General features: G+C 74.8%; 21 protein-coding genes. 8 read left to right on the top strand and 13 right to left on the bottom strand.

The genetic code is table 11. The annotated features are described in order from the left end of the window. Window positions 1-174: 174 nt before the first annotated feature. Window positions 175-582 carry a pyridoxamine 5'-phosphate oxidase family protein gene (locus M0M48_RS13270; RefSeq protein WP_257754484.1) on the top strand — a complete coding sequence of 136 codons (408 nt, stop codon included), beginning with the start codon at window positions 175-177 and terminating at the stop codon, window positions 580-582. Here the strand turns inward: M0M48_RS13270 and M0M48_RS13275 are convergent. Beyond that, on the bottom strand, window positions 554-1,207 hold the full coding sequence (locus tag M0M48_RS13275) for a response regulator (RefSeq protein ID WP_215812944.1): 654 nt from the start codon (window positions 1,205-1,207) through the stop codon (window positions 554-556). The two genes, M0M48_RS13270 and M0M48_RS13275, sit on opposite strands and share 29 nt — an antisense overlap. Before the next feature lie 126 nt (window positions 1,208-1,333). Here M0M48_RS13275 and M0M48_RS13280 point away from each other — a divergent pair, with 126 nt between their 5' ends. The 6 genes from M0M48_RS13280 (at window position 1,334) to M0M48_RS13305 (ending at window position 10,045) form a co-directional block, all read left to right on the top strand. After that, complete coding sequence (locus M0M48_RS13280; protein ID WP_257751512.1) at window positions 1,334-2,320, top strand: Acg family FMN-binding oxidoreductase; 987 nt, start codon at window positions 1,334-1,336, stop codon at window positions 2,318-2,320. 134 nt (window positions 2,321-2,454) lie between these two features. Then, window positions 2,455-3,894: a cytochrome ubiquinol oxidase subunit I gene (locus M0M48_RS13285; RefSeq protein WP_257751513.1), complete on the top strand. Its 1,440-nt coding sequence runs from the start codon at window positions 2,455-2,457 to the stop codon at window positions 3,892-3,894. 19 nt (window positions 3,895-3,913) lie between these two features. After that, window positions 3,914-4,942, top strand: a complete 1,029-nt coding sequence (gene cydB / locus M0M48_RS13290) for a cytochrome d ubiquinol oxidase subunit II (protein ID WP_215812941.1) — start codon at window positions 3,914-3,916, stop codon at window positions 4,940-4,942. Further along, window positions 4,939-8,316 (top strand): thiol reductant ABC exporter subunit CydD, encoded by a 3,378-nt coding sequence (gene cydD / locus M0M48_RS13295; RefSeq protein ID WP_257751514.1) that lies wholly within the window; start codon window positions 4,939-4,941, stop codon window positions 8,314-8,316. Before cydB ends, cydD begins: the two co-directional genes overlap by 4 nt. After that, complete coding sequence (locus M0M48_RS13300; protein ID WP_257751515.1) at window positions 8,313-9,188, top strand: universal stress protein; 876 nt, start codon at window positions 8,313-8,315, stop codon at window positions 9,186-9,188. Before cydD ends, M0M48_RS13300 begins: the two co-directional genes overlap by 4 nt. 11 nt (window positions 9,189-9,199) lie before the next feature. After that, on the top strand, window positions 9,200-10,045 hold the full coding sequence (locus M0M48_RS13305; protein ID WP_257751516.1) for a universal stress protein: 846 nt from the start codon (window positions 9,200-9,202) through the stop codon (window positions 10,043-10,045). On the opposite strand, the gene M0M48_RS13310 is transcribed toward M0M48_RS13305, so the two are convergent. From M0M48_RS13310 to M0M48_RS13345, 8 genes are all read right to left on the bottom strand, one after another. Then, entirely contained in the window at window positions 10,030-10,725 is a 696-nt protein-coding gene (locus tag M0M48_RS13310) for a TIGR03943 family putative permease subunit (protein ID WP_215812937.1), read from the bottom strand. The genes M0M48_RS13305 and M0M48_RS13310 overlap by 16 nt on opposite strands. 17 nt (window positions 10,726-10,742) lie before the next feature. Continuing rightward, window positions 10,743-11,810: a permease gene (locus tag M0M48_RS13315; protein ID WP_257751517.1), complete on the bottom strand. Its 1,068-nt coding sequence runs from the start codon at window positions 11,808-11,810 to the stop codon at window positions 10,743-10,745. Then, entirely contained in the window at window positions 11,807-12,823 is a 1,017-nt protein-coding gene (locus tag M0M48_RS13320; protein WP_257751518.1) for a TolB family protein, read from the bottom strand. Before M0M48_RS13320 ends, M0M48_RS13315 begins: the two co-directional genes overlap by 4 nt. Before the next feature lie 99 nt (window positions 12,824-12,922). Continuing rightward, complete coding sequence (locus M0M48_RS13325) at window positions 12,923-15,190, bottom strand: amidohydrolase family protein (protein ID WP_257751519.1); 2,268 nt, start codon at window positions 15,188-15,190, stop codon at window positions 12,923-12,925. A 218-nt stretch (window positions 15,191-15,408) separates the two neighbouring features. Further along, the gene (locus tag M0M48_RS13330) at window positions 15,409-16,767 is read right to left on the bottom strand and encodes a helix-turn-helix domain-containing protein (RefSeq protein WP_257751520.1); all 1,359 of its coding nucleotides are present in this window, start codon (window positions 16,765-16,767) and stop codon (window positions 15,409-15,411) included. 2 nt (window positions 16,768-16,769) lie between these two features. Further along, the gene (locus M0M48_RS13335; protein ID WP_215812932.1) at window positions 16,770-17,372 is read right to left on the bottom strand and encodes a TetR/AcrR family transcriptional regulator; all 603 of its coding nucleotides are present in this window, start codon (window positions 17,370-17,372) and stop codon (window positions 16,770-16,772) included. Continuing rightward, on the bottom strand, window positions 17,369-17,968 hold the full coding sequence (locus M0M48_RS13340) for a TetR/AcrR family transcriptional regulator (RefSeq protein WP_215812931.1): 600 nt from the start codon (window positions 17,966-17,968) through the stop codon (window positions 17,369-17,371). Before M0M48_RS13340 ends, M0M48_RS13335 begins: the two co-directional genes overlap by 4 nt. A gap of 93 nt (window positions 17,969-18,061) precedes the next feature. Continuing rightward, window positions 18,062-19,525: a purine-cytosine permease family protein gene (locus tag M0M48_RS13345; protein ID WP_257751521.1), complete on the bottom strand. Its 1,464-nt coding sequence runs from the start codon at window positions 19,523-19,525 to the stop codon at window positions 18,062-18,064. A 255-nt stretch (window positions 19,526-19,780) separates the two neighbouring features. On the opposite strand from M0M48_RS13345, the gene M0M48_RS13350 reads away from it, so the two are divergent. After that, window positions 19,781-20,299: an OsmC family protein gene (locus tag M0M48_RS13350; protein ID WP_257751522.1), complete on the top strand. Its 519-nt coding sequence runs from the start codon at window positions 19,781-19,783 to the stop codon at window positions 20,297-20,299. Window positions 20,300-20,302: 3 nt separating this feature from the next. Here the strand turns inward: M0M48_RS13350 and M0M48_RS13355 are convergent, their stop codons facing one another. The 4 genes from M0M48_RS13355 to M0M48_RS13370 are packed head-to-tail and all read right to left on the bottom strand — an operon-like array spanning window position 20,303 to window position 24,063. Beyond that, complete coding sequence (locus M0M48_RS13355; protein WP_257751523.1) at window positions 20,303-21,049, bottom strand: endo alpha-1,4 polygalactosaminidase; 747 nt, start codon at window positions 21,047-21,049, stop codon at window positions 20,303-20,305. Beyond that, complete coding sequence (locus tag M0M48_RS13360) at window positions 21,049-21,399, bottom strand: UBP-type zinc finger domain-containing protein (RefSeq protein ID WP_215812927.1); 351 nt, start codon at window positions 21,397-21,399, stop codon at window positions 21,049-21,051. The genes M0M48_RS13355 and M0M48_RS13360 overlap by 1 nt, the downstream gene beginning before the upstream one ends. Window positions 21,400-21,409: 10 nt before the next feature. Further along, window positions 21,410-22,228: a metallophosphoesterase gene (locus tag M0M48_RS13365; RefSeq protein ID WP_257751524.1), complete on the bottom strand. Its 819-nt coding sequence runs from the start codon at window positions 22,226-22,228 to the stop codon at window positions 21,410-21,412. Then, window positions 22,225-24,063, bottom strand: coding sequence for a putative nucleotidyltransferase substrate binding domain-containing protein (locus M0M48_RS13370; protein ID WP_257751525.1), 1,839 nt, complete (start codon window positions 24,061-24,063; stop codon window positions 22,225-22,227). The genes M0M48_RS13365 and M0M48_RS13370 overlap by 4 nt, the downstream gene beginning before the upstream one ends. Window positions 24,064-24,066: the final 3 nt, after the last annotated feature.

Consider the following 24,066-nt stretch of genomic DNA (forward strand, 5'->3'; position numbering starts at 1 on the left):
TCACGCTAGCAACCCCCGCACCTCGCACCAGCAACCCCCGCACTTCGCGCCAGCAACCCCCGCACTTCGCGGCGGGACCAAGGACCTGCGGGGTGGGGACCCCGGTACCTGGCGACTGGTCCGGCGGGGCGCGAGGGTGGAGAGGTCCCCGTGGAGGAGGTGGTTCCGGTGCCGATGTCGCCGTCGCAGCCGGGCAGGCTGGTGGAGCTCAGCGAGCAGGAGTGCTGGGACCACCTCGGGTCGCGGCCGGTGGGCCGCATCGCGTGGGCGGGGCCGCACGGCGTGAGCGTCGTCCCGGTCAACTTCGCCGTCGAGGACGGTGCCGTCGTGCTCCGCACGTCGCCCTACGCACAGCTGGCGCGCGAGTGCGTCGACCACGAGGTCGGCTTCGAGGTGGACGTGGTCGACCTCGTCACGCACAGCGGCTGGAGCGTGCTCGTCCAAGGACGCTGCACGCGCGAGCGTCAGGCGTCGCAGGCGCCGACGCCGTGGGTGACCGGTCCGCGCACACTGGGCCTGCGCATCGAGCCGCGCACGATCAGCGGACGGCGGCTCACGCCTCCGGACGCGGAGCGTTCTTGACGGCGTAGATCGCGGCCTGGGTGCGGCTCGACATGCCGAGCTTGGCCAGCAGCGAGGAGACGTAGTTCTTCACGGTCTTCTCGGCGAGGTGGATCTCGCGGGCGATCTGGCGATTGGTCAGGCCCTGCCCGATGAGGTCGAGGATCCGCAGCTCCTGCTCGGTCAGGGAGGCGAGCTCCTTGTTGACCGGCGGGCCGGAGCGGATCCGGTCGAGCACCTGCGCGGTGACGGACGGGTCGAGCGTCGACTGGCCGGCGGCCACCCGGCGCACGATGTCGAGCAGGTCGTGACCGCGCACCTGCTTGAGGACGTAGCCCGCCGCACCCGCCATGATCGCGGAGAAGAGCGCGTCGTCATCGTCGTACGACGTGAGGATCAGCGCCTTGATCGACGGGTCCTGCGAGCGGACGTCGCGGCACACGTCGATGCCCGAGCCGTCGGGCAGGCGCCCGTCGAGGATCGCGACGTCGGGGCGCAGGGCCGGGATCCGGCGCGTCGCCTCCTGCGCGGAGTCGGACTCGCCGACGACCACGATGTCGCCCTCGCTCTCGAGGAGGTCGCGGATGCCGCGGCGGATCATCTCGTGGTCGTCGAGCAGGTAGACCCGGATCGCTTCGTCACTCACCTGACCCACGGTAGCCGCGCGAGGCCCGCGCGGGTGGGGACCGGGCACCCGTCAGCTCGGGACCTTCGGCCCTCCCGCGAGGCGCACCCGGCCGCGACAGTGGACGAGGAGAGGAAGGACCGCGCCATGAGCAGCCCCGCAGTGCCGCGCACCGAGATCGCCCCGGCGAGCATCGTCGAGCGGCTCGTGTCGTTCGCCTGCCTGGCGCCGAGCGTGCACAACACCCAGCCCTGGCGCTGGCGGTACGCCGACGGGGTGCTCACGCTGCGCGCCGACCTCCGCCGCCGGCTGCCCGCCGAGGACCCGCGCGGGCGGGACCTCACCCTGAGCTGCGGGGCCGCGCTCCACCACCTCCAGTTCGCCGCCCGGGCGCTGGGGTGGGAGACCGACGTCGTCCGGCTGCCGCGCGGGGCCGACGAGAGCGTGCTCGCGCAGGTCCGGGTGCTGCGCGCCGGGCGGTCCCCCGTCGTCCCGCAGGACCTGGCGCTGCTGCGCACCCGCTGCACCGACCGGCGCCGGTTCACCGCCTGGCCGGTGCCCGCGTACCGGCTCGACGACCTGTGCCGGCTGGCCGCGCCCTGGGGCGTGGCCGCCGCCGCGATCGCCGACGACGGCGCCCGGTTCCGCCTCGAGCTGCTCGCCAACCAGGCCCTCAGCGAGCTCGGGCTCGACCCCGGCCGGCAGGCCGAGCAGGACCGCTGGATCGGCCGCTCCGGCGCCGACGGCATCCCCGCGGCGCTGCTGCCCGACGACCCCGACCCGCTCCTGGCCCGCTCCCGGTTCCGGCCCGGGCTGCTGGAGGACACCCGGATGGTGCTGCACGGCGGCGACCGGGTGATCGCCCTCGGCGGCCCGTACGACGACGTGGCCGGCTGGCTGCGCACCGGCGAGGCGATGAGCGCGCTGTGGCTGGAGGCCACGCGCGAGGGGCTGTCCGTCGTACCGATGAGCCAGCCGATCGAGGTCGAGAGCACCCGGCGCGAGATCGGGCGCTCCGTGCTGCGAGGCGCCTTCGAGCCGCACCTGCTGCTGCGGGTGGGCTGGCAGGCGATCGGGCGCAGCGAGCTGCCGCGGACCCCGCGACGGCCGCTCGCCGACGTCCTCGACTCCTGACCGCGGGCCTGGGCCTGGGCCTGGGCCTGGGGGGGCCGAAGGTCCCACAGGACGGGGGATTCCGGCCGTGGGCGCACCACCCCCGCGCTTCCTAGCGTGAACGCGTCAGCACCCGCCCTCTGCCAGGAGCACCCGTGGACCCGACCGACATCGCCCGGTGGCAGTTCGCCATCACGACCGTCTACCACTTCCTGTTCGTCCCGATCACGATCGGGCTCTCGGCGATCATCGCCGGCTACGAGATCACCTGGCTGCGCACGCGCGACGAGCGCTGGCTGCGGCTGACCAAGTTCTTCGGCAAGCTGTTCCTGATCAACTTCGCGATCGGTGTGGTGACCGGCATCGTGCAGGAGTTCCAGTTCGGCATGAACTGGAGCGACTACTCCCGCTTCGTCGGCGACGTCTTCGGCGCGCCGCTGGCGGTGGAGGGCCTGCTCGCCTTCTTCCTGGAGTCGACCTTCCTCGGCCTGTGGATCTTCGGGTGGGACCGGCTCAGCCCCCGGCTGCACGCGGCCTGCATGGTGCTGGTGCACGTCGGGACGCTGTTCTCGGCGTACTTCATCCTCGCGGCGAACTCGTGGATGCAGCACCCCGTCGGCTACGCCTTCAACCCCGAGACCGGCCGCGCGGAGATGAACGACTTCGCCGCCGTGCTCCTCAACAAGGTCCAGCTCGTCACGTTCCCGCACGTCGTGCTGTCGGCGTACATGACCGGGGCGGCGTTCGTCGTCGGCGTCGCGCTCTGGCACCTGCGCAGGGCCCGCACCGACGAGGACCGCCGGCTCTACCGGCCCGCCGTGCGCACCGGCGCGTGGATCGTGCTCGTGGCCGCGCTCGGCGTGGTCGTCAGCGGCGACATCCAGGGCAAGATCATGACCGAGGTCCAGCCGATGAAGATGGCCGCCGCCGAAGGCCTCTACGAGACCGAGGCGCCTGCCGACTTCTCCGTCTTCCAGCTCGGGACGCTCGACGGCGAGCACGAGACCTTCTCGATCAAGGTGCCCGGGCTGCTCTCCTTCCTCGCCACCGGTACGACGGACGGCAAGGTCGAGGGCATCAACGAGCTGCGCGAGAAGTACCGCGAGACCTACGGCGCCGACCCCGGCGCGGCGTACTACTCCCCCGGCGACTACACGCCGGTGATCCCGCTGACCTACTGGTCGTTCCGGCTGATGATGGGCCTGGGCATGGCCGGCGCGGCGATCGCCGCCTGGATCCTCTGGGCCACCCGGCGCGGCCGCGCCCCGGCCGGCCGCACGGTGCTCGCCGCCGCGATCGCGCTGCCGTTCCTGCCGCTGCTGGCCAACTCCTTCGGCTGGATCTTCACCGAGCTGGGCCGTCAGCCGTGGGCCGTCTTCGGCCTGATGACCACCGAGCACTCCGTCTCCCCCGGACTGAGCACCGGGGAGGCGTGGACCTCGCTCATCGCGCTCACCGCCGTCTACGGCGTGCTCGCCGTGGTCGAGGTGCGGCTGATGCTCACCTGGATCCGCAAGGGCGCCGAGGAGCTGCCCGTCCCGGCGGACGACACGGACCGACCTGGCGAGGACCGTCCGCTCGCCTTCGCCTACTGAGACCGGGAGACATCGCGTCATGGAGCTCACCACCGTCTGGTTCGTCCTCATCGCCGTCCTCTGGATCGGCTACTTCACCCTCGAAGGCTTCGACTTCGGCGTCGGCATGCTGCTGCCGGTGCTGGCCCGCGACGACACCGAGCGCCGCGTCATGATCAACACCATCGGTCCCGTGTGGGACGGCAACGAGGTGTGGCTGCTCGTGGCCGGCGGCGCGACGTTCGCGGCGTTCCCCGAGTGGTACGCGACCTTGTTCAGCGGGTTCTACCTGCCCCTGCTGCTCATCCTGCTGGCGCTCATCGTGCGCGGCCTCGCGTTCGAGTACCGCGCCAAGCGGCCCGACGCGCGCTGGAAGAGCCGGTGGGACCTGGCGATCATCATCGGCTCGTTCGTGCCGTCGCTGCTGTGGGGCGTGGCGTTCGCGAACATCCTGCGGGGGGTGCCGATCGACGCCGACCTGGAGTACGTCGGCGGGTTCTTCAACCTGCTCAACCCCTACGCCCTGCTGGGCGGCCTGACCACGCTGGCGCTCTTCGTCACCCACGGCGCGCTCTTCGTCGCGCTCAAGACCGACGGCGAGATCCGGCACCGGGCCCGCCGCCTGGCGATCCCGATGGTCGGGGTCAGCGCGCTGCTCGCGGTGGCGTTCCTGGCCTGGACCCAGCAGCAGACGGGCACGGTCGCCTCGGCGGTCGCGTTCGTGGTGGCGGCCCTCGCCCTGGTCGGCGCGGGGCTGGCTGCCCGGGCGGGCCGCGAGGGCTGGGCGTTCCTCGGCACGTTCGTCACGATCGGGCTGGCGGTGGCGGGGCTGTTCCTCGCGCTCTTCCCCGACGTCATGCCGACCACGCTGGCCGGTGGCACCAGCCTGACCACGACCAACGCCGCCGCGACGGCGTACACGCTGAAGATCATGACGGTCACCGCGGTCGTCTTCACGCCGCTGGTGCTGGCCTACCAGGGCTGGACCTACTGGGTCTTCCGGCAGCGCATCGCCACCCACCACATCCCGCCGGCACCGGTCGAGACCGCCGCGGCGCCGACCCGATGAAGCCCTCGGACCCGCGCCTGCGCGCGCTGCTCGCCCCCGCCCGCACCGGCCTCGCCGGTGTCGTGGCGGCGGGCGTGCTCGGCGGTCTCGTGGTGATCGCCCAGGCCTGGGCGGTCGCCGGGCTCGTCGTGGCGGTGCTGCGCGACGAGCCGCTGGGCGGCTGGATGCTGGCGGTCGCCGGCGTCCTGGCGCTGCGGGCGCTCACCGGCACGGCGGCCGACCTCTGCGCGGCCCGCGCGGCCGCCGTGGTCAGCACGACGCTGCGCCACCGGCTGGTCCGCGCCGCCGTCGACCGGCCGGACGCGACAGCCGGGTCCGGCGAGGTCGCCGTCCTCGCCACCCGTGGCGTCGCGGCGGCCGAGCCGTACGTCACCCGCTACGTCCCCGCCCTCGTGGTCGCGGCGGTGCTGCCGCCGCTGACGGTCGTGGTGATCGCGACGCAGGACCTGCTCAGCGCGGTCATCGTGCTGTGCACCCTGCCGCTGGTGCCGGTCTTCGGCGCCCTGGTCGGCCTCGCCACCCGCGACCGTGCCGAGGAGCAGTGGCGTGCGATGGCCTCGCTGTCCGGGCACTTCCTCGACGTCGTACGGGGGCTGCCGACGCTCGTCGCGCACCGCCGCGCCCGGGCCCAGTCGGGCCGGATCGCGGAGGTCACCGACCGCTACCGGCGAGCCTCGCTCCGCACCCTGCGGATCGCGTTCGCCTCGTCCGCCGTCCTCGAGCTCGTCGCGACGCTCTCAGTCGCGCTGGTCGCGGTCACGGTCGGCGTCCGGCTGGCGTCCGGGTCGATCGAGCTGCCGACGGCGCTCGTCGTGCTGCTGCTCGCGCCGGAGGCCTACTGGCCGCTGCGCCGGGTCGGCGCGGAGTTCCACGCCGCCGCCGAGGGGGCCGCCACGTTCACCGAGGCGCACGACCTCCTCGCCCCCGGTACGACGGCCCCGGTCCTCGACGCCCCCGCACCCCGGCACGCCCCGCTCGTCCTCGACGGCGTCGGCGTCACCTACCCGGGCCGGACCCTGCCCGCCGTCCACGACGTCTCCGCCCTGGTCCCCGCCCGCGGGATCACCGCGCTGGTCGGCCCCTCGGGCTGCGGCAAGTCCACGCTGCTCGCGGCGGTCGCGGGCCTGCGCCCCGTCTCGACCGGCACGATCACCGCCGGCGGGCACCCGGTGGGCGGGCCGTCCTGGCAGGCCCAGGTCGCCTGGCTCCCCCAGCAGCCGCGGTTCGTGGCCGGCAGCGTCGCCGACAACCTCCGGCTCTCGCGCCCGGACGCGGACGACGCGCTGCTCTGGTCGGTGCTGCGCGAGGTCGCGCTCGAGGAGCGGGTCCGCGCGCTCCCCCACGGGCTCGCCACCCCGCTGGGTGAGGACGGCGCCACCCTCTCGGCCGGCGAGCGCGCCCGGCTGGCCCTGGCCCGGGTGGTCCTGGCGGACCGGCCGTGGGTGCTGCTGGACGAGCCGACCGCCCACCTCGACGACCTCACCGAGCAGGTCATCGCCGACACGATCGTCGCACTGGGCGAGCGCAGTGGCGTCCTGGTCGTCGCGCACCGGCCGCGGCTGGTCGGGCTGGCCGGCCACCGGATCGTGCTGCCGGCGCCCGCTCCCGCGCCTGCCCCGGCACCGGCCCCCGCGGCCGTCGTCCCGTCGGCGCTCCCGGAGCCCGTCGCGGCCCAGGCCGACCTCGACGGCTCCGGCGAGCGCCGGATGCTCGCCGGTGCCGCCGTGCTCGGCGCGCTCGCGTCGGCCTCCGGGGTCGCGCTCACCGCGACCGCCGGCTGGCTGATCGTCCAGGCCTCGACCCGGCCCGCGGTGCTCACGCTGCTCGTCGCGGTCGTCGGGGTGCGGGCGTTCGGCCTGGCCCGTCCGGTGCTCCGCTACGCCGAGCGGCTGCGCTCCCACGACGCCGCCCTGCGGATGCTCGCCCGCCGCCGCGTCGAGGTGTACGACGCCCTCGTCCCCCTGGTCCCCGCCCGGCTCGGTCATCTCGGCCGGCGCCGCGGCGACGTGCTCGCCAGCGTCGTCGACGACGTCGACAGCGTGGTCGACCGGCAGCTGCGGGTCCGGATGCCGCTGGTCCAGCTCGCCCTCGTCGGCCTGCTCGCCACGGCCGTCGCGACGCTGCTGCACCCGCCCGCCGGACCTGTCGTCGCCGGCGCCGCGCTGACCGGCACGCTCGCCTTCGTCCTGGCCCGCCACGGCGCCCGCAGCGCCGAGCGCTGGCTGGTCGGGCTGCGCGCCGAGCTGTCGGCGTCCGTCGTCGAGGCGGTGCAGGTCGCCGACGAGCTGCGCATGTGGCAGCGCGGCCTGCCGACCGCCGACCGGGTCGCCGCGACGAGCGCCCGGATGGGTCTCGCCGCGACCACCGCCGCCCGCTGGCTGGCCGGCGCCCGGGCGGTCGTGCTCCTCGGCAGCGGGGCCGCCGTCGTCGGCGCCGCCGCGGTGAGCGCCGGTGCCGTCGCGAGCGGGACGCTGTCCGGCCCGGTGATGGCGCTGCTGGTCCTGCTCCCGCTCGCGCTCGCCGACGTGGCGCTCCCCTGCGCCGAAGCCGGCCTGCTCGCCGCCCGCACCGCCGCGGCCGACGACCGCCTGCGCGCGCTGGAGCACATCGCGCCGGCGGTGGCCGACGTCCCCGGCCGGGCCGACGCGGTTGGTCACGACCTCGCGCTCGACGCGATGACCGCCCGCTGGGAGACCCGCGCCCCGCTGACCCACCCGGTCTCGCTGGACCTGCGCCCGGGCGACCGCGTCGCCGTGGTCGGTCCGTCGGGCTCCGGCAAGAGCACGCTGGCCGCGGTGCTGCTGCGCTTCCTCGACCCCGCGGGCGGTCGCGCCGCGCTCGGGGGCGCGCCGCTGGAGCACCTCGCCCCCGACGACGTACGGCGCCAGGTCGGTCTCGTCGACGACCACCCCCACGTCTTCGCCACCACGGTGGCCGAGAACGTCCGCCTGGCCCGGCCCGGCGCGAGCGACGCCGACGTCGAGGCGGCGCTGCGCCAGGCCCACCTCGGCCCCTGGCTCGACGCGCTGCCCGACGGGCTCGGCACCTGGGTCGGCACCGGCCACGGCGACGTCTCCGGCGGCGAGCGCGCGCGGATCGGCATCGCCCGCTCGCTGCTGGCCGACCAGCCGGTGCTCGTCCTCGACGAGCCGACCGCGCACCTGGACCACGCGACGGCCGTCGCGCTGGCGGACGAGGTGCTCGGCGGCGCGCGCGGCCGCTCGGTCCTGTGGATCACGCATACCGCCGCCGGGCTCGACCTGGTCGACCGGGTGGTGGCGCTCGACGTACCGCTGGGGGCCGAAGGTCCCGGCACCCCGAGGGCCTCGGGCCGTGGTCCGCGACCCCCGTCCGGGAGGAGGGTGGAGCCATGACCACCATCGACCCGTCCAGCATCATCGTCGCCGCGGACGGCTCCGCGGACTCCGACCGCGCGGTGCAGTGGGCCTCCGAGCAGGCGTTCCTGGAGCGCCGGCCGCTGGTCGTGCTGACCGCCGTGGGCATCGCCGGCGTACCGGCGGTGTCGTGGGCCGGGATGGGCGCGGCCTACGCCTACCAGCCCGACGACCTGCTCACCCACGGCCGCGCGATCGCCGACGACGCCCGGGCCCGCGCCGAGCACCGGCACCCGGGCCTGGCGGTGAGCACGGTCGTCCAGGTCGGCGACCCCCGCCAGGTGCTCGTCGACCTGTCCCGCGGCGTGCACCTCATCGTGCTGGGCTCGCGCGGGCGCGGGCTGTTCCGCAGCAAGCTGCTCGGCTCGGTGAGCGCGTCGGTCAGCCGCGACGCCGCCTGCCCGGTCGTCGTGTGCCGGCCCGGCGCCGAGGACCGCGCGCCCGGCGACGGGGCCGGCCTGCTCGTCGGCGCCGACGGGACGCCGGAGTCGCTGCCCGTGCTGGAGCACGCCTTCCGGCTCGCCTCGCTGCGCGACCTGCCGCTCACCGTCATGCACTGCGTGTGGGAGCAGCCCGGGCCGACCGAGGAGCACCGGCTGCTGCTGGGCGAGAGCATCGCCGGCATCCGCTCGGCCTATCCCGAGGTTCCCGTCGAGCTCCGCCTCGCCAGCGGCCTGGCCGAGGAGGCGCTCGCCGCCGAGAGCGTGCGCTGGGACCTCATCGTCGTCGGCCGGCACCCGGTCGACACCTTCCTGCGCCTGCTCACCGGCGCCGTCGCGACGACGCTCGTCGAGCGGGCGCAGACCACCGTGGCCGTCGTCCCCCAGGCCGACCCGGCCCCCGAGAGCTGAGGGAGCACCCCATGAACCCGTCGATCCAGCCCGGCAGCATCGTCGTCGCCGCCGACGGCTCGAAGCACGCCGACCGGGCCCTGCTGTGGGCCGCCGCCCAGGCGCAGGCCGAGCACCGGCCGGTGGTCGTGGTCAGCGCCGACGAGGGCGACGTCCACGCCATCAACGCCGAGGCCGTACGCCGGGTGGCCGAGGCCGCCCCCGACGCCGAGGTCGTCGGCCTGACCGCGCCCGGCGACCCGCGCGGCGTCCTCGTCGAGCTGTCCACGGACGCCTCGATGATCGTCCTCGGCTCCCGGGGCCGCGGCACCGTGCGCAGCATGCTGCTCGGCTCGGTGAGCGCCGCGGTCAGCCGGCTCGCGCTGTGCCCCGTCGTCGTGTGCCGCCCGCCGGCCGAGGACGGCCCGGGCGCCGGCGTCCTGATCGGCGTCGACGGCACGCCCGAGTCCGGACCGGTGCTCGAGCTGGGCTTCGCCCACGCGGCGCTGCACGGGCGCCCGGTCACCGTCGTGCACTGCGTGTGGGACGTGATGGCCGCGGTGGCGGGCCTGCGCAACGTCCGGGTCGAGGACCTCGACCTCGGCGAGGGCGACGAGGCGCACCGGCTGCTCGCCGCGTCGGTGGCCGGCTTCCAGGAGAAGTACCCCGACGTCCCGGTAACCCTCCGGGTCACCCACGGCCTCGTCGACGAGGTCCTCGGCGGCCGCTCCGCCGCCTGGGACCTGGTCGTCGTCGGCCGGCACCCGCTCGACTCGGTCGGCCGGCTGGCCGTCGGCTCGATCGCGACCGCCGTGGTCGAGCGGGCCCGGACCACCGTCGCGGTGGTGCCGGTGCCGCGCGATCAGCCGCCCGGGTAGAGGTAGGGCGGGTTCGGCCGCTCGGTCGGCGCGACCTCCGCGTCGACGAGCGAGGGCAGGCCCTCGTCGTCCACGGCGAGCGTGCCGGTGACCCGGACCCAGGCGTTCTCCGCGAGGTCCGCGGCCGGCGTACCGGCCGCGGGCCGGACGTCGACCTGGGCGACCGTCGCGTCCACCACGCAGCAGGCCACCACGAACCGGGTCAGCCGGAAGCCTCCCTCGCCGGGCTCGGTCACGATCCCGACGAGGTCCACGGCCTCGCCGGCGCGCTCGGCGAGCGCCGCGCGGGTCTCGGCCGAGCCGGCCGCGGCGACGAGCTGCTGGAACGTCAGGGTCTCGCCCGCCCGGGGCGGCGCGACCGAGGCGAAGGTCGCCGTCGAGTACGCCGAGCGGCGCTCCGCCGCGAACGACGACAGCGGGTCGATCGGGACCGCGACCACCAGCAGCACCGGCAGGATCCCGGCGACGCTGAGGCTCGCGGTCCGCCAGGAGGACGGCGGTCGCGGGCGGTGCCGGGCGGCGTACCCGTGGGCGAGGGCGGCGGCGCCGAACAGTAGCGCCGCGACCGGGACGATCCACGCGACCCGCGCGGCGAGGAACTCCGACCACCGGCCGGAGACCTCCAGGTAGGCGAACAGGCCGGCCCAGGCGGCGAGCACGACGGTGAGCGGGGTAGGCATCCTCGACATGTTCGCGCTCACCACACCAGCAGCGCGGCTTGGAGCCACAGGCACAGGACCAGCGTCGTCACGGTGATCGTGACGACCAGGCGGCGGGCGTGGGCGGGGCCGAACGCGCCGACGTACATGGCGGTGAGCTTGGTGTCGAGCATCGGCCCGAACGCCAGGAAGGCCAGCTGGGCCGCCGGGCTGAACTGCACGAACGACGCGATGAAGAGGGCGTCGGACTCCGAGCACAGCGAGAGCACGTAGGCGAACACCATCATCGCCGGGATCGCGAGCAGCGTGGCGGTGGCGACGGTGTCGATGCTGCGCTGCGGGATGAACGTCTGGAGCGCGGCGGCGACGGCGGCGCCGATGAGCATGTACTTCATCATCGCCAGGAACTCGGCGCCGGTGTGCTCGGCCAGGCGGCGCGGGCGGCTCGGGCGGTCGTGCGTGCCGTGGTCGTGGTCACCGTGGTCACCGTGGTCGTGGCCGGAGGCGCCCGCCTGCGGCGCCGACGACGGCGCGAGCGGCCGGCGCTCCAGGGCCCGGGCCATCACCAGGCCGGTGACCACGGCGATGGTCAGCCCGAGCACCACCCGGCCGCCGACCATGAGCCCCTCGCTGGTCCGGCCGCGGAAGGCGAACCAGGTCGACAGGATCACCACCGGGTTGACGATCGGCGCGGCCAGCATGAAGGTGATCGCCGCCGACGGGGTCAGCCCGCGCAGCAGCAGCCGCCGGGCCACCGGTACCGAGCCGCACTCGCAGACCGGCAGCAGCAGTCCGCCGCAGCTGGCGACCGCGACCTGCGCGGCGCGCGGGGCCCGGGCCAGCCGGCCGAACGCCTCGACCGAGACATAGACCTCGATCGCCGCCGAGACCGCGGCGCCGAGCAGCACGAAGGGCACCGCCTCGACGAGCAGGCCGACGTACACGAGCAGGAAGTTGTTGAGCCAGCCGATCGCCGGCACGTCCACGCTCCGCAGCACGACGACGAGCGCGAGCGCCGCGCCGAGCAGCGGCCACGTCGGGTCGACCCGCCGGGCCGCCGTCGGCTCGGCCGGCCGGTCCAGGACGGGGACGCGGACGTCGGTCATCGCGCACCCTCCGGGCGCCAGGTCGGCGAGATCTCGCAGGTACCGGGCGTCGCGGTGACATTGCGCGCCGGACCGGAGCCCGCCGCGACGTCCTGGACCCACACGTCGCAGTCACGGGTGAACGCGATCCGGTCCCCCTCGGGCGACCAGGTCGGCTCGTCGTCGGCCCGGCCGTCGGTGACCCGCACCGGCGCCCGTCCCGGGACGACGGTCCAGATGCCGAGGCGGCCGGCTCCGGCGCCGGTGCCGGGCTTCCAGGCGAAGGCGATCCGGGTGCCGTCCGGCGACCAGCTCGGGTTGGCCGCGACGCCGTGGTCGACGACCCGGACGCTCCGCTCCCCCGTCCGTACGACGAGCGGCTGCCCGCAGCGCGCGCCCTCGCACGCGCCGGGCGCGACCACGTAGGCGAGCCGGGTCCCGTCCGGCGACCACGCCGGGTGGTAGGTCGCGCCGCGCTCGTAGACCGCGGTGCGCTGGTTGCCGCCCGCGGTCGAGACCCGGTCGATCGAGGTCGTCGAGCTGATGCCCGCGGCGCCGGAGGTCGCCTGCAGCGAGGCCTCGTAGTAGAGCTCGCCGGCCGAGCGGAAGGCGAGGTTCGAGGGCACCTGGGTGCCGGTCGTGACGGTCCGGACCTCGCCGTCGCCGGCGACCACGCGCACGGCGAGCTGGGTGCCGGTCACCGCGGCGTGCTCGCCGACGTAGGCGAGCTCGGTGCCGTCGGGCGACCAGGCCGGGTACATCCCGCGTCCGGCGGTGACCTCGACCCGGCCGGTGCCGTCGGGCGCGACCGCGGCGATCCGGAAGCCCGCACCGTCGTTGGCGGCGAAGGCCAGGGCGGGCAGGTCCGCGGCGGCCACCTCGGCGCGCTCGGCCGGAGCGGAGGCCGACCCGGGCGAGGCGGCGGGGTCGGCAGGTCCGGCGTCGTCGCCACGGGCCACGATCACCGCCGCCGGTACGGCGAGCAGGGCGACGAGCCCGCCGGCGAGGGCGGTCCGGTTCCAGTTGATCGGCATGCGAGGGGTCCCGTCTCGGGAGAGGAGAGGAGCGTCGTGGACGCGGGCCGCCACAGGGCGGTCCCGCGTCCACCGCCGGGGTGGTGGAGGCCGGGCGGCTCAGCCCAGCGGGGTGGTGGGGCTGGTGTAGACGACCTTGCCGTCGAGCATCGTCAGCAGCACCTTGGTGTCGGAGATCTTCTCGGTGGGCACCGCGAAGAGGTCCTGGTCGAGCACGATGAGGTCGGCCAGCTTGCCGGTCTCGATCGACCCGGTCCGGTCGTCCTGGTGCATCTGGAAGGCGACGCCGAGGGTCGACGCCTTGAGCGACTCGACGAGCGAGATGCCCTGCTCCGGGTTGAGCGCACCGGGGTAGATCGCCTTGGCCGCGCTGACCTCACCGGTCCGGTCGATCGCCGTCTCGATCTGGGTCCACGGCATCAGGTCGGTGACGGGCCAGTCCGAGCCGGCGGCGATGACGGCGCCCTCGTCGAGCAGCTCGCGGGCCGGGTAGAGGCGCGAGAGCAGCCGGTTCGGCAGGTAGCCCTGGATGCCGTTGGTCGACCAGGCGTCGCGCTGGGCCCACTGCAGCGACATGCTCGCCACCACGTCGAGCTCCTTGAACCGGGCGATGTCCTCCTCGTTGACGAACTGCAGGTGCGTGATCGTGTGGCGCCGGTCCCAGGCGGGGTTCTGGGCCTTGATCCGCGCGTAGTTGTCGAGGGTGACCCGGGTCGAGCGGTTGCCGAGCGAGTGGACGTGGATGTTCCAGTGCGCCTTGTCGAGCGCGCTGAAGCCGACCTTGCCGTCCTCGCACGACGGCTCCTCGCCGCGCTTGTCGCCGGAGACCCAGTGCGGGTTCTGCGGCGTCCCGACGTTGACCCGGTAGGGCTGCTCCATCGCGGCGGTCTGGCCCGGGTACTCCGGGACGCCGTCGCAGAAGATCTTCACCGAGTCCACGCGCAGCTCACCGGGGCTGGCTGCCGCGGCGTACCCGTCGAACTCGTCGCGCAGGTCGTCGAGCCCGTCGATGATCGTGTCCGCCTCGGCCTGGTCGACACCGCGGACGTTGGACGCCGACAGTGCCTGGTTGAGGTGCACGGTCAGCTTGCCCTCGTCGGCGAGCCGCTGGGCGTTGAGCAGGTCGGTCCGGCTGCCGCCGGGCCGCAGCACCTGGGTGATGCCGTAGCTGTTGGCGCGGGCGATGTTGGTCGCCAGCTGGTTGTAGTTGGCGTCGGGGGCGCTGGGCAGGCGCGGACCCCAGCTGGCGCTGAAGTCGGCGAACTGGCCGTTGGGGTAGCCGTCCTCACCGCGGCCGATGAAGCCGTCGGTCGGGTCGGGCGTGCTGGCGTCGAGGCCGGCGTTCACGATCGCCTTGGTGTTCGTGTACGACTTGTGGCCGTCCATGTGGCTGACCGCGATCGGCCGCGTGGTGCCGGTGCCGAACGGGTCCTCGGCGGGGCTCTTGCTCAGCCGGTCGAGGATCGTGCGGTCCAGGCGGGTGCCCTCGGGCAGCATGCCCTCGCCCATGAAGTTGTTGACGCTGAGCACGTAGTTGCTGTTGAGGTGGTCGGCCTGGTCGGCGCGCAGCAGGCAGTCCTTGATCTTGCCGAGGACCGTCTCGACGGTTCCGCCCTCGTAGCCGAGGTCGCACTGCTGGGTGCGGGCACCGTGCAGGTGGCCGTCACCGAGGCCGGGCATGAGGATCCGCCCGCCGAGGTCGATCACCCGGGTCTGGTCGTCGATCCGGCGCCGGGCCTGGAGGCTGCTGCCGACGTAGGCGATCTCGCCGTCGGTGACGGCGAGCGCGCGGGCGAAGGCGACGCCCTTGCCGCGGTACTGCAGGACCTTGCCGTTGAGGAAGACCGTGTCGGCGGCCGGGGTGATCGGCGGCAGGTCGCTGACCGGTCCGAGCTGGAGCGTCGTGCTCGCCTTGCGCGCCTTGGTGTTGGTGCCGCGCACGACGAAGGTGACCGGGCTGAACCCCTCGGCGGACTCGGGCAGGGTGAGCCGGACCGCGATCGTGCGGGCCTTCTTGGCTCCCAGCCTGCCCACGCGCAGGGCGGCGGGCTGGGCCACAACTCCGTGCGTGGTGCGCACCTCGAGGCGCACGCCGCGGGCCGCCGTACGGCCGGTGTTGCGGACCTTGACCCGCACCGTGGCCGACCCACCGGGCACGACCCGGACGTTCTTGGCGCCGGGCACCGCGACCTTGAGGCCGGCCCGGTTCGCGCGCGGCCGAGCAGCCGGGGGGTGCTGCTCGGGGTGCGCGGCGACGGCCGCCTGCGGGGCACCGGGCGACGCGGCCGCCGGGGCCGGTCGGGCCGACGCGGTCAGCGTCGGCGTCGCGAGGAGCGCGAGCGCACTGAGCGCCGCTCCTGCGGACAAGGCTCGGAACCGGTACCTCGACCGGCCGTGAGCTTCGTGGACTCCCACCATCTTCCTCCGCTCTTCGAAACCGCCGGCTCGGCGGTTGCATGACCTTAGTCACAGAAAACTGAACCGGTCAATAGGAATCTCTGAAGCGTCGCCAGTTTTGGGGACAGGCCGGCGCACCCCGCGGACCCAGGGCGTCGACGGGGTCCTCCGGTGCCGCCGGACCGCGCTCAGCGGTGCAGGCGCAGGGCCAGGAAGAGGTCCACCCGGTCGGCGGTCGAGGCCAGGCTGCGGCCGGTCAGCTCCTCGACCCGCTTGAGCCGGTGGCGCAGCGTGTTGATGTGGACGTGGAGCTCGTCGGCGGTCTCCTGCCAGCGTCCGCCGTGGTCGAGGAAGGCGGTCAGGGTGCCGATCAGGTCGGTCCCGCGCTCGCCGTCCGCGGCGATGAGCCGGCCCAGGACGGCCTCGCCGGTGGCCCGCAGCAGGGCGGGGTCCTGGAGGTCGAGCAGCAGCGTCGGGCTCGCGAGCTGGTCGTGGGAGAGCCAGCCCGGCTGCCCGCGCGACTCCAGCGCCTCGACCGCCTTGCGGGCCTGCAGGATGCTCACCCGCAGCTCGTCGGCCGGGCCGTGCTGGCCCAGGCCCACATAGCCCTCCGTCGGTACGACGGCCGGCGGGCGCGCCGCCACCACGACGATCTCGCCGGGCCGCTCCACGACCAGGCTGCCCGGCTCGACCAGCGCCTCGACGTCGCGCAGCCCCAGCCCGCGGACCACGAGGGCCGCGACCTCGGCGCGCTGCGGGATGCCGAGCAGCTCGAGCCGGTGGGTGATCGCGGCCTGGTCGCCGCCGCCGGACTCGATCCAGTCGAGCACCTCGAGCGCGTAGCGCTGCTCGGTCGCCCGGATCGCGCGCTCCCGCTCGAGCTCGAGCGCCAGGAACGGCATCGCGGTCGAGACCGCCGCCTGGAGCCCGACGTCGAGCTGGGCCATCGCCTCGGGCAGCAGCAGCGAGGCGTCGGCGAGGCCGGCCCCGATGAGCGGCACCTCGTAGGACGGGTCGGGCTCGGAGCCGTGCACGACGCCCTGGGAGCGCAGCGCCACCGGACGCCCGAGGAGCCGGCCGAGGACGCGCAGCACCGATCCGGCGCCCCGCTCGGCGCGCAGCGCCGACACCATGGCCGCGTGGTGGTCGAGCTGGCGGCGCAGGGGCGCCTCCCACTCGGTGCGCTTGCTCGCCACGAAGGCCTCGACGATCGCGACGAACGGCGTCGAGACGGGCGCGACGAAGCAGGTCAGGCCGCGCTCGGCGGCCGCCGCGACGACGTCCTCGGGCCAGGGCTCGTCGGGGCTGACCAGGCCGTAGCCCAGCGCGGCCGCACCGGCCCCCGCGATCTCCTCGACGAAGTGGGCGGCCGTCGTCCCGCCGGAGCGCCACACGCCCGCGGTGAGCACGACCTCGCCGCCGCGCAGGAAGCGGCCGGGGTCGCTGACCTCGATGATGTGCACCCACCGCACCGGCAGGCCCAGGTTGCCCTCGACCTCGACGGCCAGGTCCAGGTCCGGGTCGCGGACCAGCTCCTCGACGAGCACGCTCAGCCGCCCTCGGGGCCCTGGCCGGCCAGGGCCACGAGCATCCGGTCGAGCGCGGAGCGGGCTTGCTCGCCGCTGGTCACCCCGGCCAGCCAGCGCTGGCTGAGCCCCTCGACCGCGCAGGTCAGCGCCTGGGCGACGAGGCCGGGCTCGAGATCGCCGCGCAGCGAGCGGTCGACGATGCCGCGCAGGACGCCCACGGTGATCTGCTGGTCCCAGCCCGAGGTGACCCGCTCGAGCGTCGACTGCAGCTCGGGGAACTGGGTCGAGAGGCTGGCCACCTCGTTCCACAGGATGTTGAGGTTGCGCACCGACGGGTCGTCGTCGAACTCCGCGCGCAGCGCCTGGTGCACGGCGTCGAAGCCCCGCCCGCCCGCGTCGCCCTGGAGCAGGTTGATCGACGGCGCCTGCTCGTTGGCGTACTCCAGCGCCGCGGCCACGAGCGCCTCGCGGTTGGGGAAGTAGTAGTAGAGCAGCTGCGGGGTCACCTCGGCCGCCTCGGCGACGTCCTTGATGGCGAACGCGGTGATGCCCTGCTGCCCGACCACCTGGGCGGTCGCGGCCAGGATGCGCGCGCGGCTCGACGCCTCGGCGGGCGCGCTCATGCGGCACCGCCCGCGACCAGCGCCGGCACCATCGTCGAGACCAGCCGTACGGCGTCCGCCGGCGCCAGCGTGCCGGACAGCACGCGCTGGCGGACCCCGTCGGCCAGCGCGGTCAGCGTCTCGGCGGTCGCGAGGTCGGCCTCCGCAGCGGTCTCGCTGCCCCGCACCCGGGCGACGAGGCGCGCCACGACGGCCTCCCACAGCTCGGTCGAGTGGCCCAGCGAGGCGCGCAGCTCGGGGTCGAAGACGGCGGCCTGCAGCCCCGCCGTGCGGACCCGGCCGCGCTCGTCGCCGCCGTCGGCGGGCAGCCCGATGTGGCGCTGGAGCTCCTCGACCAGGTGGGCCAGCGGGTCCCGCTCGCCCGGCGAGCGCGGCTGCGAGGGGTAGCGCTCCAGGGCCTCGGCCAGTCCGGCCCGGACCAGCACCTGCCGGTTGGAGAAGTGGTAGTAGATGAGCCCCGTCGAGACGCCGGCGGCCTGGGCCACCGCGTCGATCCGCACACCGGCCGCGCCCTCCCGGGCGATCGCGGCGACCGTGGCGTCGAGGATCTGGGCTCGCGTCAGCTCGCGCTTCGACGCGGTCCGGGCGGTGGTCATGACGGCCATCGTAGGAGAACACCGGCCGTCCGCACCTCCTCTCGGCCCGAGAACCGCCTCCGCGCGCCCTGCGCAACTGAAGTCGTGCCCAGGTCAGCCCGTGGACTCGTTCAGTGCCCCGACGGGCACCGGCACCTCCCCGACCGGGCTCGCGGAGCGCTGTCCGCGGGTCAGCAGGACGTAGGAGATCCCGCCGGTCAGGCCGGCCAGCAGCGGGCTCATGTCGATCCCGCCGGTGACCTCGATGAGCGGGCCGTGCCAGATGGTGGTGTCGACCGAGAGCAGCCCGACGACCGTGCCGAGCGCCCACGAGACGACTGCGGGGATCGAGAACCCGTGGGTGAACCAGTAGGCACCGCCGCGCGAGCGCCGGTTGAGGACCTGGAGCGCGTCGGCGTCGTACACGCCGCCGGAGCGGCGGAAGCCGATGAGCGTGATGACCGCCCACGGCGTACCGGCCGCGGTCATGAGCAGCACGAACGCGGTGACCGCGTCGGCGGCGTCCCAGAGGAAGTAGCCGGCGAAGACCAGACCGGTCGAGACGATCGAGGCGACGGTCGTCGCCTGGACCCGGCTCACCTTGGGCACGATGGCGTCGAGGTCGAGGCCCATCGAGTAGAGCAGCACGCCCGCGTTGCCGAAGGTGCCGAACAGGCCGTTGATCAGCAGCAGGACCAGGAACCACGACGGCGCCGCGGCGACCAGGCCGCCGACGTAGTCGTTGGCATCACGCGCCGCGAACGAGGTGAAGGTGCCGAACAGCTGGGCGATGAGGACGCCGGCGATCATGCCGCCGGTCGAGGCGACCAGGACCCGCTTCTGGCTGTAGCGACGCGGCGAGACGTAGCGCGTGTAGTCGCCGAGCAGGGTGATGAACGCGATCGGGCCGGAGATGCCGACCGCGACGAAGACGAGCAGCCAGGTGGTCCAGAAGTCGCCCAGCAGGTAGCCGTCGTCGAGCACCGGGGCGGTGCTGAACTTCGGCGCGAAGGCGACCACGCCCGCGAGCATGAGCGCGGTCATGATGACCGCGAGGAAGGCGCTCATCTTGGCGAGCAGCTTGTAGCCGTAGATCGCGACGAGCACCGAGCCGATGGCGAGCACGACGTACCCGAGGGCGTAGGCGCCGTCGCCGCCCGGCGTGCCGAAGAGGCGCTCGAGCGGGCCGACCACGGCCGCGCCGCCCGTCCACACCGTCAGCGCGGCGTAGCCCAGCGAGAGGAGCAGGCCGATCCCCGAGCCGAGCAGCCGGCCGCGGACACCGAACTGCGCGCCGCTGCTCGTCGAGAGGTTGGTCGCGGTCCGGAAGGAGACCAGCGCGAGGGGCGCCACGAGCAGGCAGCCGGCGAGCGTGCCGGCGACCTGGGCGGTCACGCTCTCCCAGAAGCTCAGTCCGAAGGTGGCCGGGAGCCAGCCGAAGATGACCACACCGAGGCACAGGTTCGAGCCGATGAGGATGTTGACGACATCGCGCGGCCGGCCGGTCCGGTCCTGGTCCGGGATGGTGTCGACGCCGTGCTGCTCGATGCCGATCGAGGAGTCGCTGTGCTCCGCCATGAGTGCTCCTTGCTCCGGTGAGTTCGCCTCATCGTGAGGCAGGTCACGTCGGCGTCGGGATAGAGCGAACCTCCAACGTCAGGCCCACTCGTGGTGGGAACCCACAAGGCTCCAGGCGTGGGCGGGCGTCGTACGGGACTGGTGACGCGCTCAGTGGACCGCCCCGGCGGCCCGCCTGACAGGCCCCGCCAGGCACCGCGGCACGACCTCCCGCGGACCCCTCGTCGAATATGAGTAGATCACTACAGTTAAGTCATGACCTCCCTCAGCACCGACCTCAACGGCGTCGACCTCGCGGCCGTCGGCAGCCTCGTCCAGGCCGTCCAGGCCGACCCCGCCGCCGCGCGGACGACGTGGACCGCGCACGTGACCTGGAACGGCGCGTTCACCTCCGAGGCGAACGTCCGCTCGTTCGCGCCGATCCCCTCCGACGAGCCGCCCGCGCTCGGCGGCGGCGACACCGCGCCCAACCCGGTCGAGCAGCTCCTCGGCGCGCTGGGCAACTGCCTCGCCGTCGGGTACGCCGCCAACGCCACCGTGGCCGGCATCGAGCTGCGCGACCTGCGGGTGGACCTGCGCGGTGACCTCGACCTGCACGTCTTCCTCGGGCTCGCCGAGGGCCACGCGGGCTTCGACGGCATCCGCGCCACCGTCACCATCGACTCCCCCGCGAGCCGCGCCGAGCTCGAGGCGCTGCACACCAAGGTGCTCGCCAGCTCGCCGGTCGGGCACACGCTGCGCAGCGCGGTCCCGGTCGAGGTCAGCCTGGGCTGAGCCTCAGCACCAGGCGTGGACGCCGCCCGGCGTCAGGTCGCGGTCGCGCAGGACCACGCCCAACCGGTCGCCGTAGGCCGCGCAGGTGCGGCGGAAGTCGCGCCGGCGGTACTCCACGACCAGCACCCGGTCGCCGTACGACGCGACGTAGTCACCGCACTCGTCGTAGCGCCCGCACTGCTCGGCGATCGCGAAGTCGAAGCCCAGCCGCCGGCCGTCGAGCTCGGCCCAGTTCTTCTGGGCCACCGCGAGCCCGGCGGCATGGGCGCGGGCGGTGAGCAGGCGGGAGTACTTCTTCGCGTGGCGCGCCCGGACCAGGCCGTGGCTGCGGGAGAACGAGTCGAGGTTGTCGAGCTCGACGCCGTCGTAGCCGGCGCGGGCGCAGCCGTCGATCCAGCGCCCGACGATCGCGGCCAGGCGCTGGCGCTTGGCCGGGGTGCGCAGGTCGAGGAGCCACTCCCCCCAGGCCTCGTCGACGACCGGGCGCCCGCCCTGGCGCAGCACCAGCCCCGGGCGCTTGCGCCAAAACCGCCGCTCGTCCGGCTGGGTCTGGAAGCCGTTGACGTAGCAGATGTTGTAGACGCCCGGCGCCGGCGCGGCGCGCCGGTCGCGGACCACCACGCCCACGTTGGGCGCGGGCGTCGCGACGCCGCCGAGCTGGTAGTCGGGGTCGACGCCGCCAGGTGGGGGCGTGACCGTGGGTCCGGACCCGAGCGCGATCACCAGGCCGAGGACCAGGGCGGGGAGCATCAGTGGATCTGCGTCCGCCAGTCGGCCGGCACCCGGCCCTGCGGACCGGGCGCGGGCTGGTCGTCGGGGTGGCTCGTCGGCGCGGCGAGCGCCGGGCCGTCGTAGTAGTCGTTGCTGGCGTAGTCCCAGAACCAGTCCTCACCCGGCTCGTAGGACTGGATGAGCGGGTGCCCGCTCGCGCGGAAGTGCGCCGACGCGTGCTGGCGCGGCGAGGAGTCGCAGCAGCCGACGTGCCCGCAGGCCGCGCACCGGCGCAGGTGGACCCACCACCCGTCGGCGGCGGTGCACTCGGCGCAGCCGGGGCCGCTGGGCGGGATGTCGGTGGCGATCGCGGGGGTCTCGTCGGCCATGGGCCCGAATCTACGCCGTCCCCGGTGCCGGCCACGAGCGCCACGGCGTGCGCGGCGTGGCTCCGTGGTCGGGGTCGACGCCGACGACCCGGCCGCCGGCGGGGAGGTCGACCGTGACGTGCTTGGCCTCCGCGTCGACGTGCCCGTGCTCGGCGAGAGCGGGACTGAGCCGCCAGGCCCCGCGCTCCCAGTCGTAGGACGACGAGTGGCCGTGCACCTGGTCGACCGGCGCCGGCTCCTCGGCCTCGGCCCACGAGACGAGCAGCTCGCTCGCGGCGGCGGCCCACAGCGGCCCGGCCAGCGGGTCCGGGTCGCGGCCCTGGAGCAGGCAGCCGGCCCGGAACAGCGCGGGGTCGTCGGCCTGGGCGAGCGCACCCAGCGCGTCGGCGATCTCGCCGGCCGAGCCGGGGGCGCCGAGCACCTCGCGCCAGAACCCCCGGGTCAGCCCGGCATGGGTGACCAGGACGCCCGTGGGCAGCACGGTCGCGGGCACCATGAGCCCCTCGCGCCACCAGGCCCCGATCCGGTCGGCCGCGGTCGGGTCGAGCGGCGTGGGCCACTGGAAGGCGGCCGGGCGGACGTACTGCGCCTCGTGGTTGCCGATGAGCTGGACCCAGCGGCCCGGCTGGCGGCGCAGGTAGCCGTCGACCTGGCGGACCACCTCCTCGGAGTCGGGGCCGCGGTGCACGAGGTCGCCCACCTGGACGACGACGAGGTCGTCCGGGATCGGTCCGCGCCCCTCGTCGGGCACCCCGAGCCGGGCGAGCTCGGCGCGCAGCGCCCCGGCATGGCCGCCGACGTCGCCGATCACCGCGTGGCGGGTGCTCATCGCGACCACGACTCGGGGTCGTCGTACAGGGAGAGGTTGTCGAGGCGGCGCTGCACCGCGGCGATCTCGCGCACCGCGCGGGTGATGATGCTGCGGTCGATCGCGGAGACCGCGGTGAGGTCGACCCGGTCGCCGGGCGCGAGGCCCTGCTCGACCTGGCGCAGCTGGTGGCGCAGCCGGATCCGCTGGAGCACCTCGAAGACCTCGACCAGCGCGAGCGCCTGGGGCGCCGGGAGCACGGTCGACCCGGCCGCGGCGCGGAGCCGCTCGGTGGTCGGCAGCGCGGACGAGCCGACGCTGAGGGCCGCCCAGCGGGCGAGATTGACGATGGGCAGCAGCGCGTGGTCCTTGAGGTCGAAGCCGGTCCGGCGCCCCGACAGCACGTCGCGCAGCGAGCGCAGCCGGGCCCGCCGCGCGAGCGACTCCTGGAGCAGCAGCCGCATCGTGCCCGGGTGCCCGCGCAGCCCGGCGACGACCCCGGTGACCGCGGGCAGCCCGGGATCGCCGTAGATCGGGCGGCCGTCGACGAGCAGCGAGGTCATCATCGCGCCGTTGTTGCGGGCCGGCGCGGCGAGCCACTGGCGTCCGGCGGCCCGCCAGGCGGCGTTGGTCCGGGCGAAGAGCGGCCGGGCCGCGGTGGCGCCGTGCCGGTCGCTGGTCAGGCCCGCGGCGGCCAGGCCGTCGACCACCTCGGCGAACACGTGCCGGTAGCGGACGATGTCGTCGGCGCTCACCCGGTCGTCGAAGGCCGCCGCGGAGTCGATGTCCGAGCTCGGCACCGCCTCGCCGCGGCCGTTGCTGCCGAGCGCGAGCCAGGTGAAGGCGTCCGGGTCGAGCGCAGGGTGCCGGGCGAAGACGAGCTCGACCATGCGTCGTACGGTCGTGTCGAGCAGGGCGGTGTGCACCGTGATCACCTTGGTCGAGGCCAGTCCCCCGTCGAGCAGCGAGGCGAGGACGCCGGGGATGCCCCGGGCCCGCTCCTGGAGCTCCTCCACCGACGCCGCGCGCCGCAGCTGCTCGTGCAGCGAGACCCCGGCGGTGGTCGACGACACCACGAAGTCGCGCGGCTCGACCGCGCCGCGCAGTGTCCCGTCGCGGTCGACGACGAGCACGTAGTCGGCGCGCCGGTCGAGCAGCAGGATCAGCGCCGCCGCGGCCGACTCGCCGCTCACCACCTGGTCGGGAGTCTCCCCCGTGACGAGGTCGCCGACGGCGGTCTCGGCGGTGACGTCACCGGCCAGCACCCGCTCGCGCAGCATCCGGTCGGTGACGATCCCCCAGCCGCCGTCGAGCTCGACGGCGGCGTAACCGTGGTCGGCCGCGGTCATCCGCCGCGCCACGTCGACCACCCGCTCGCCGGGGGCCGCGACGACCGGACGGCTCACGACCAGCTCGTCCACGACGACGTACGCCGGGGAGTCGGTCGCGGGCGGCCCCGCCAGCACCTCCGGTACGACGACCGGCCGGTCCCCCGCGAGCAGCTCCGAGACCCGGGCGGCCGGCAGCCGCAGCAGCGTCACCGGCCCCGAGGCGACCGCGAGCGGCCCGATCGCGCGGCCGGTCAGCGTGGCGTCGAGCCCGAACACGTCCCCCGGCCCGAGCACCAGGTCCGGCACGTCCGTGGCGCTCTCCGGCTCGACCCACAGCCCGACCTTGCCGGCCCGGATCACGTGGACGTGGCGCGGCATCGCGGTGAAGGCGTCGAGCAGCACCTCGCCGTCCTCGTGCTCGACCACCCGCCCGCTGCGGGCGAGGTCGGTGAGCTCGTCCTCGCCGAGCCGGTCGAAGGGCGGCGTCGCGGCCAGCGTCGCGACCGCCTCCGGGACCACGGCCACGGC

Source organism: Pimelobacter simplex (genome assembly GCF_024662235.1).
Taxonomy (GTDB): Bacteria; Actinomycetota; Actinomycetes; order Propionibacteriales; family Nocardioidaceae; genus Nocardioides.

What these genes read in the sequence shown, in the direction of transcription:
- M0M48_RS13340 (WP_215812931.1), bottom strand. Translation starts at nt 17,968, where the DNA reads ATGACCACCGCCCGGACCGCGTCGAAGCGCGAGCTGACGCGAGCCCAG.
- M0M48_RS13350 (WP_257751522.1), top strand. Translation starts at nt 19,781, where the DNA reads ATGACCTCCCTCAGCACCGACCTCAACGGCGTCGACCTCGCGGCCGTC.
- M0M48_RS13315 (WP_257751517.1), bottom strand. Translation starts at nt 11,810, where the DNA reads ATGACCGACGTCCGCGTCCCCGTCCTGGACCGGCCGGCCGAGCCGACG.
- M0M48_RS13335 (WP_215812932.1), bottom strand. Translation starts at nt 17,372, where the DNA reads ATGAGCGCGCCCGCCGAGGCGTCGAGCCGCGCGCGCATCCTGGCCGCG.
- M0M48_RS13270 (WP_257754484.1), top strand. Translation starts at nt 175, where the DNA reads ATGTCGCCGTCGCAGCCGGGCAGGCTGGTGGAGCTCAGCGAGCAGGAG.
- M0M48_RS13305 (WP_257751516.1), top strand. Translation starts at nt 9,200, where the DNA reads ATGAACCCGTCGATCCAGCCCGGCAGCATCGTCGTCGCCGCCGACGGC.
- M0M48_RS13300 (WP_257751515.1), top strand. Translation starts at nt 8,313, where the DNA reads ATGACCACCATCGACCCGTCCAGCATCATCGTCGCCGCGGACGGCTCC.
- M0M48_RS13360 (WP_215812927.1), bottom strand. Translation starts at nt 21,399, where the DNA reads ATGGCCGACGAGACCCCCGCGATCGCCACCGACATCCCGCCCAGCGGC.
- M0M48_RS13320 (WP_257751518.1), bottom strand. Translation starts at nt 12,823, where the DNA reads ATGCCGATCAACTGGAACCGGACCGCCCTCGCCGGCGGGCTCGTCGCC.
- M0M48_RS13355 (WP_257751523.1), bottom strand. Translation starts at nt 21,049, where the DNA reads ATGCTCCCCGCCCTGGTCCTCGGCCTGGTGATCGCGCTCGGGTCCGGA.
- M0M48_RS13280 (WP_257751512.1), top strand. Translation starts at nt 1,334, where the DNA reads ATGAGCAGCCCCGCAGTGCCGCGCACCGAGATCGCCCCGGCGAGCATC.
- cydB (WP_215812941.1), top strand. Translation starts at nt 3,914, where the DNA reads ATGGAGCTCACCACCGTCTGGTTCGTCCTCATCGCCGTCCTCTGGATC.
- M0M48_RS13365 (WP_257751524.1), bottom strand. Translation starts at nt 22,228, where the DNA reads ATGAGCACCCGCCACGCGGTGATCGGCGACGTCGGCGGCCATGCCGGG.
- M0M48_RS13345 (WP_257751521.1), bottom strand. Translation starts at nt 19,525, where the DNA reads ATGGCGGAGCACAGCGACTCCTCGATCGGCATCGAGCAGCACGGCGTC.
- M0M48_RS13310 (WP_215812937.1), bottom strand. Translation starts at nt 10,725, where the DNA reads ATGCCTACCCCGCTCACCGTCGTGCTCGCCGCCTGGGCCGGCCTGTTC.
- cydD (WP_257751514.1), top strand. Translation starts at nt 4,939, where the DNA reads ATGAAGCCCTCGGACCCGCGCCTGCGCGCGCTGCTCGCCCCCGCCCGC.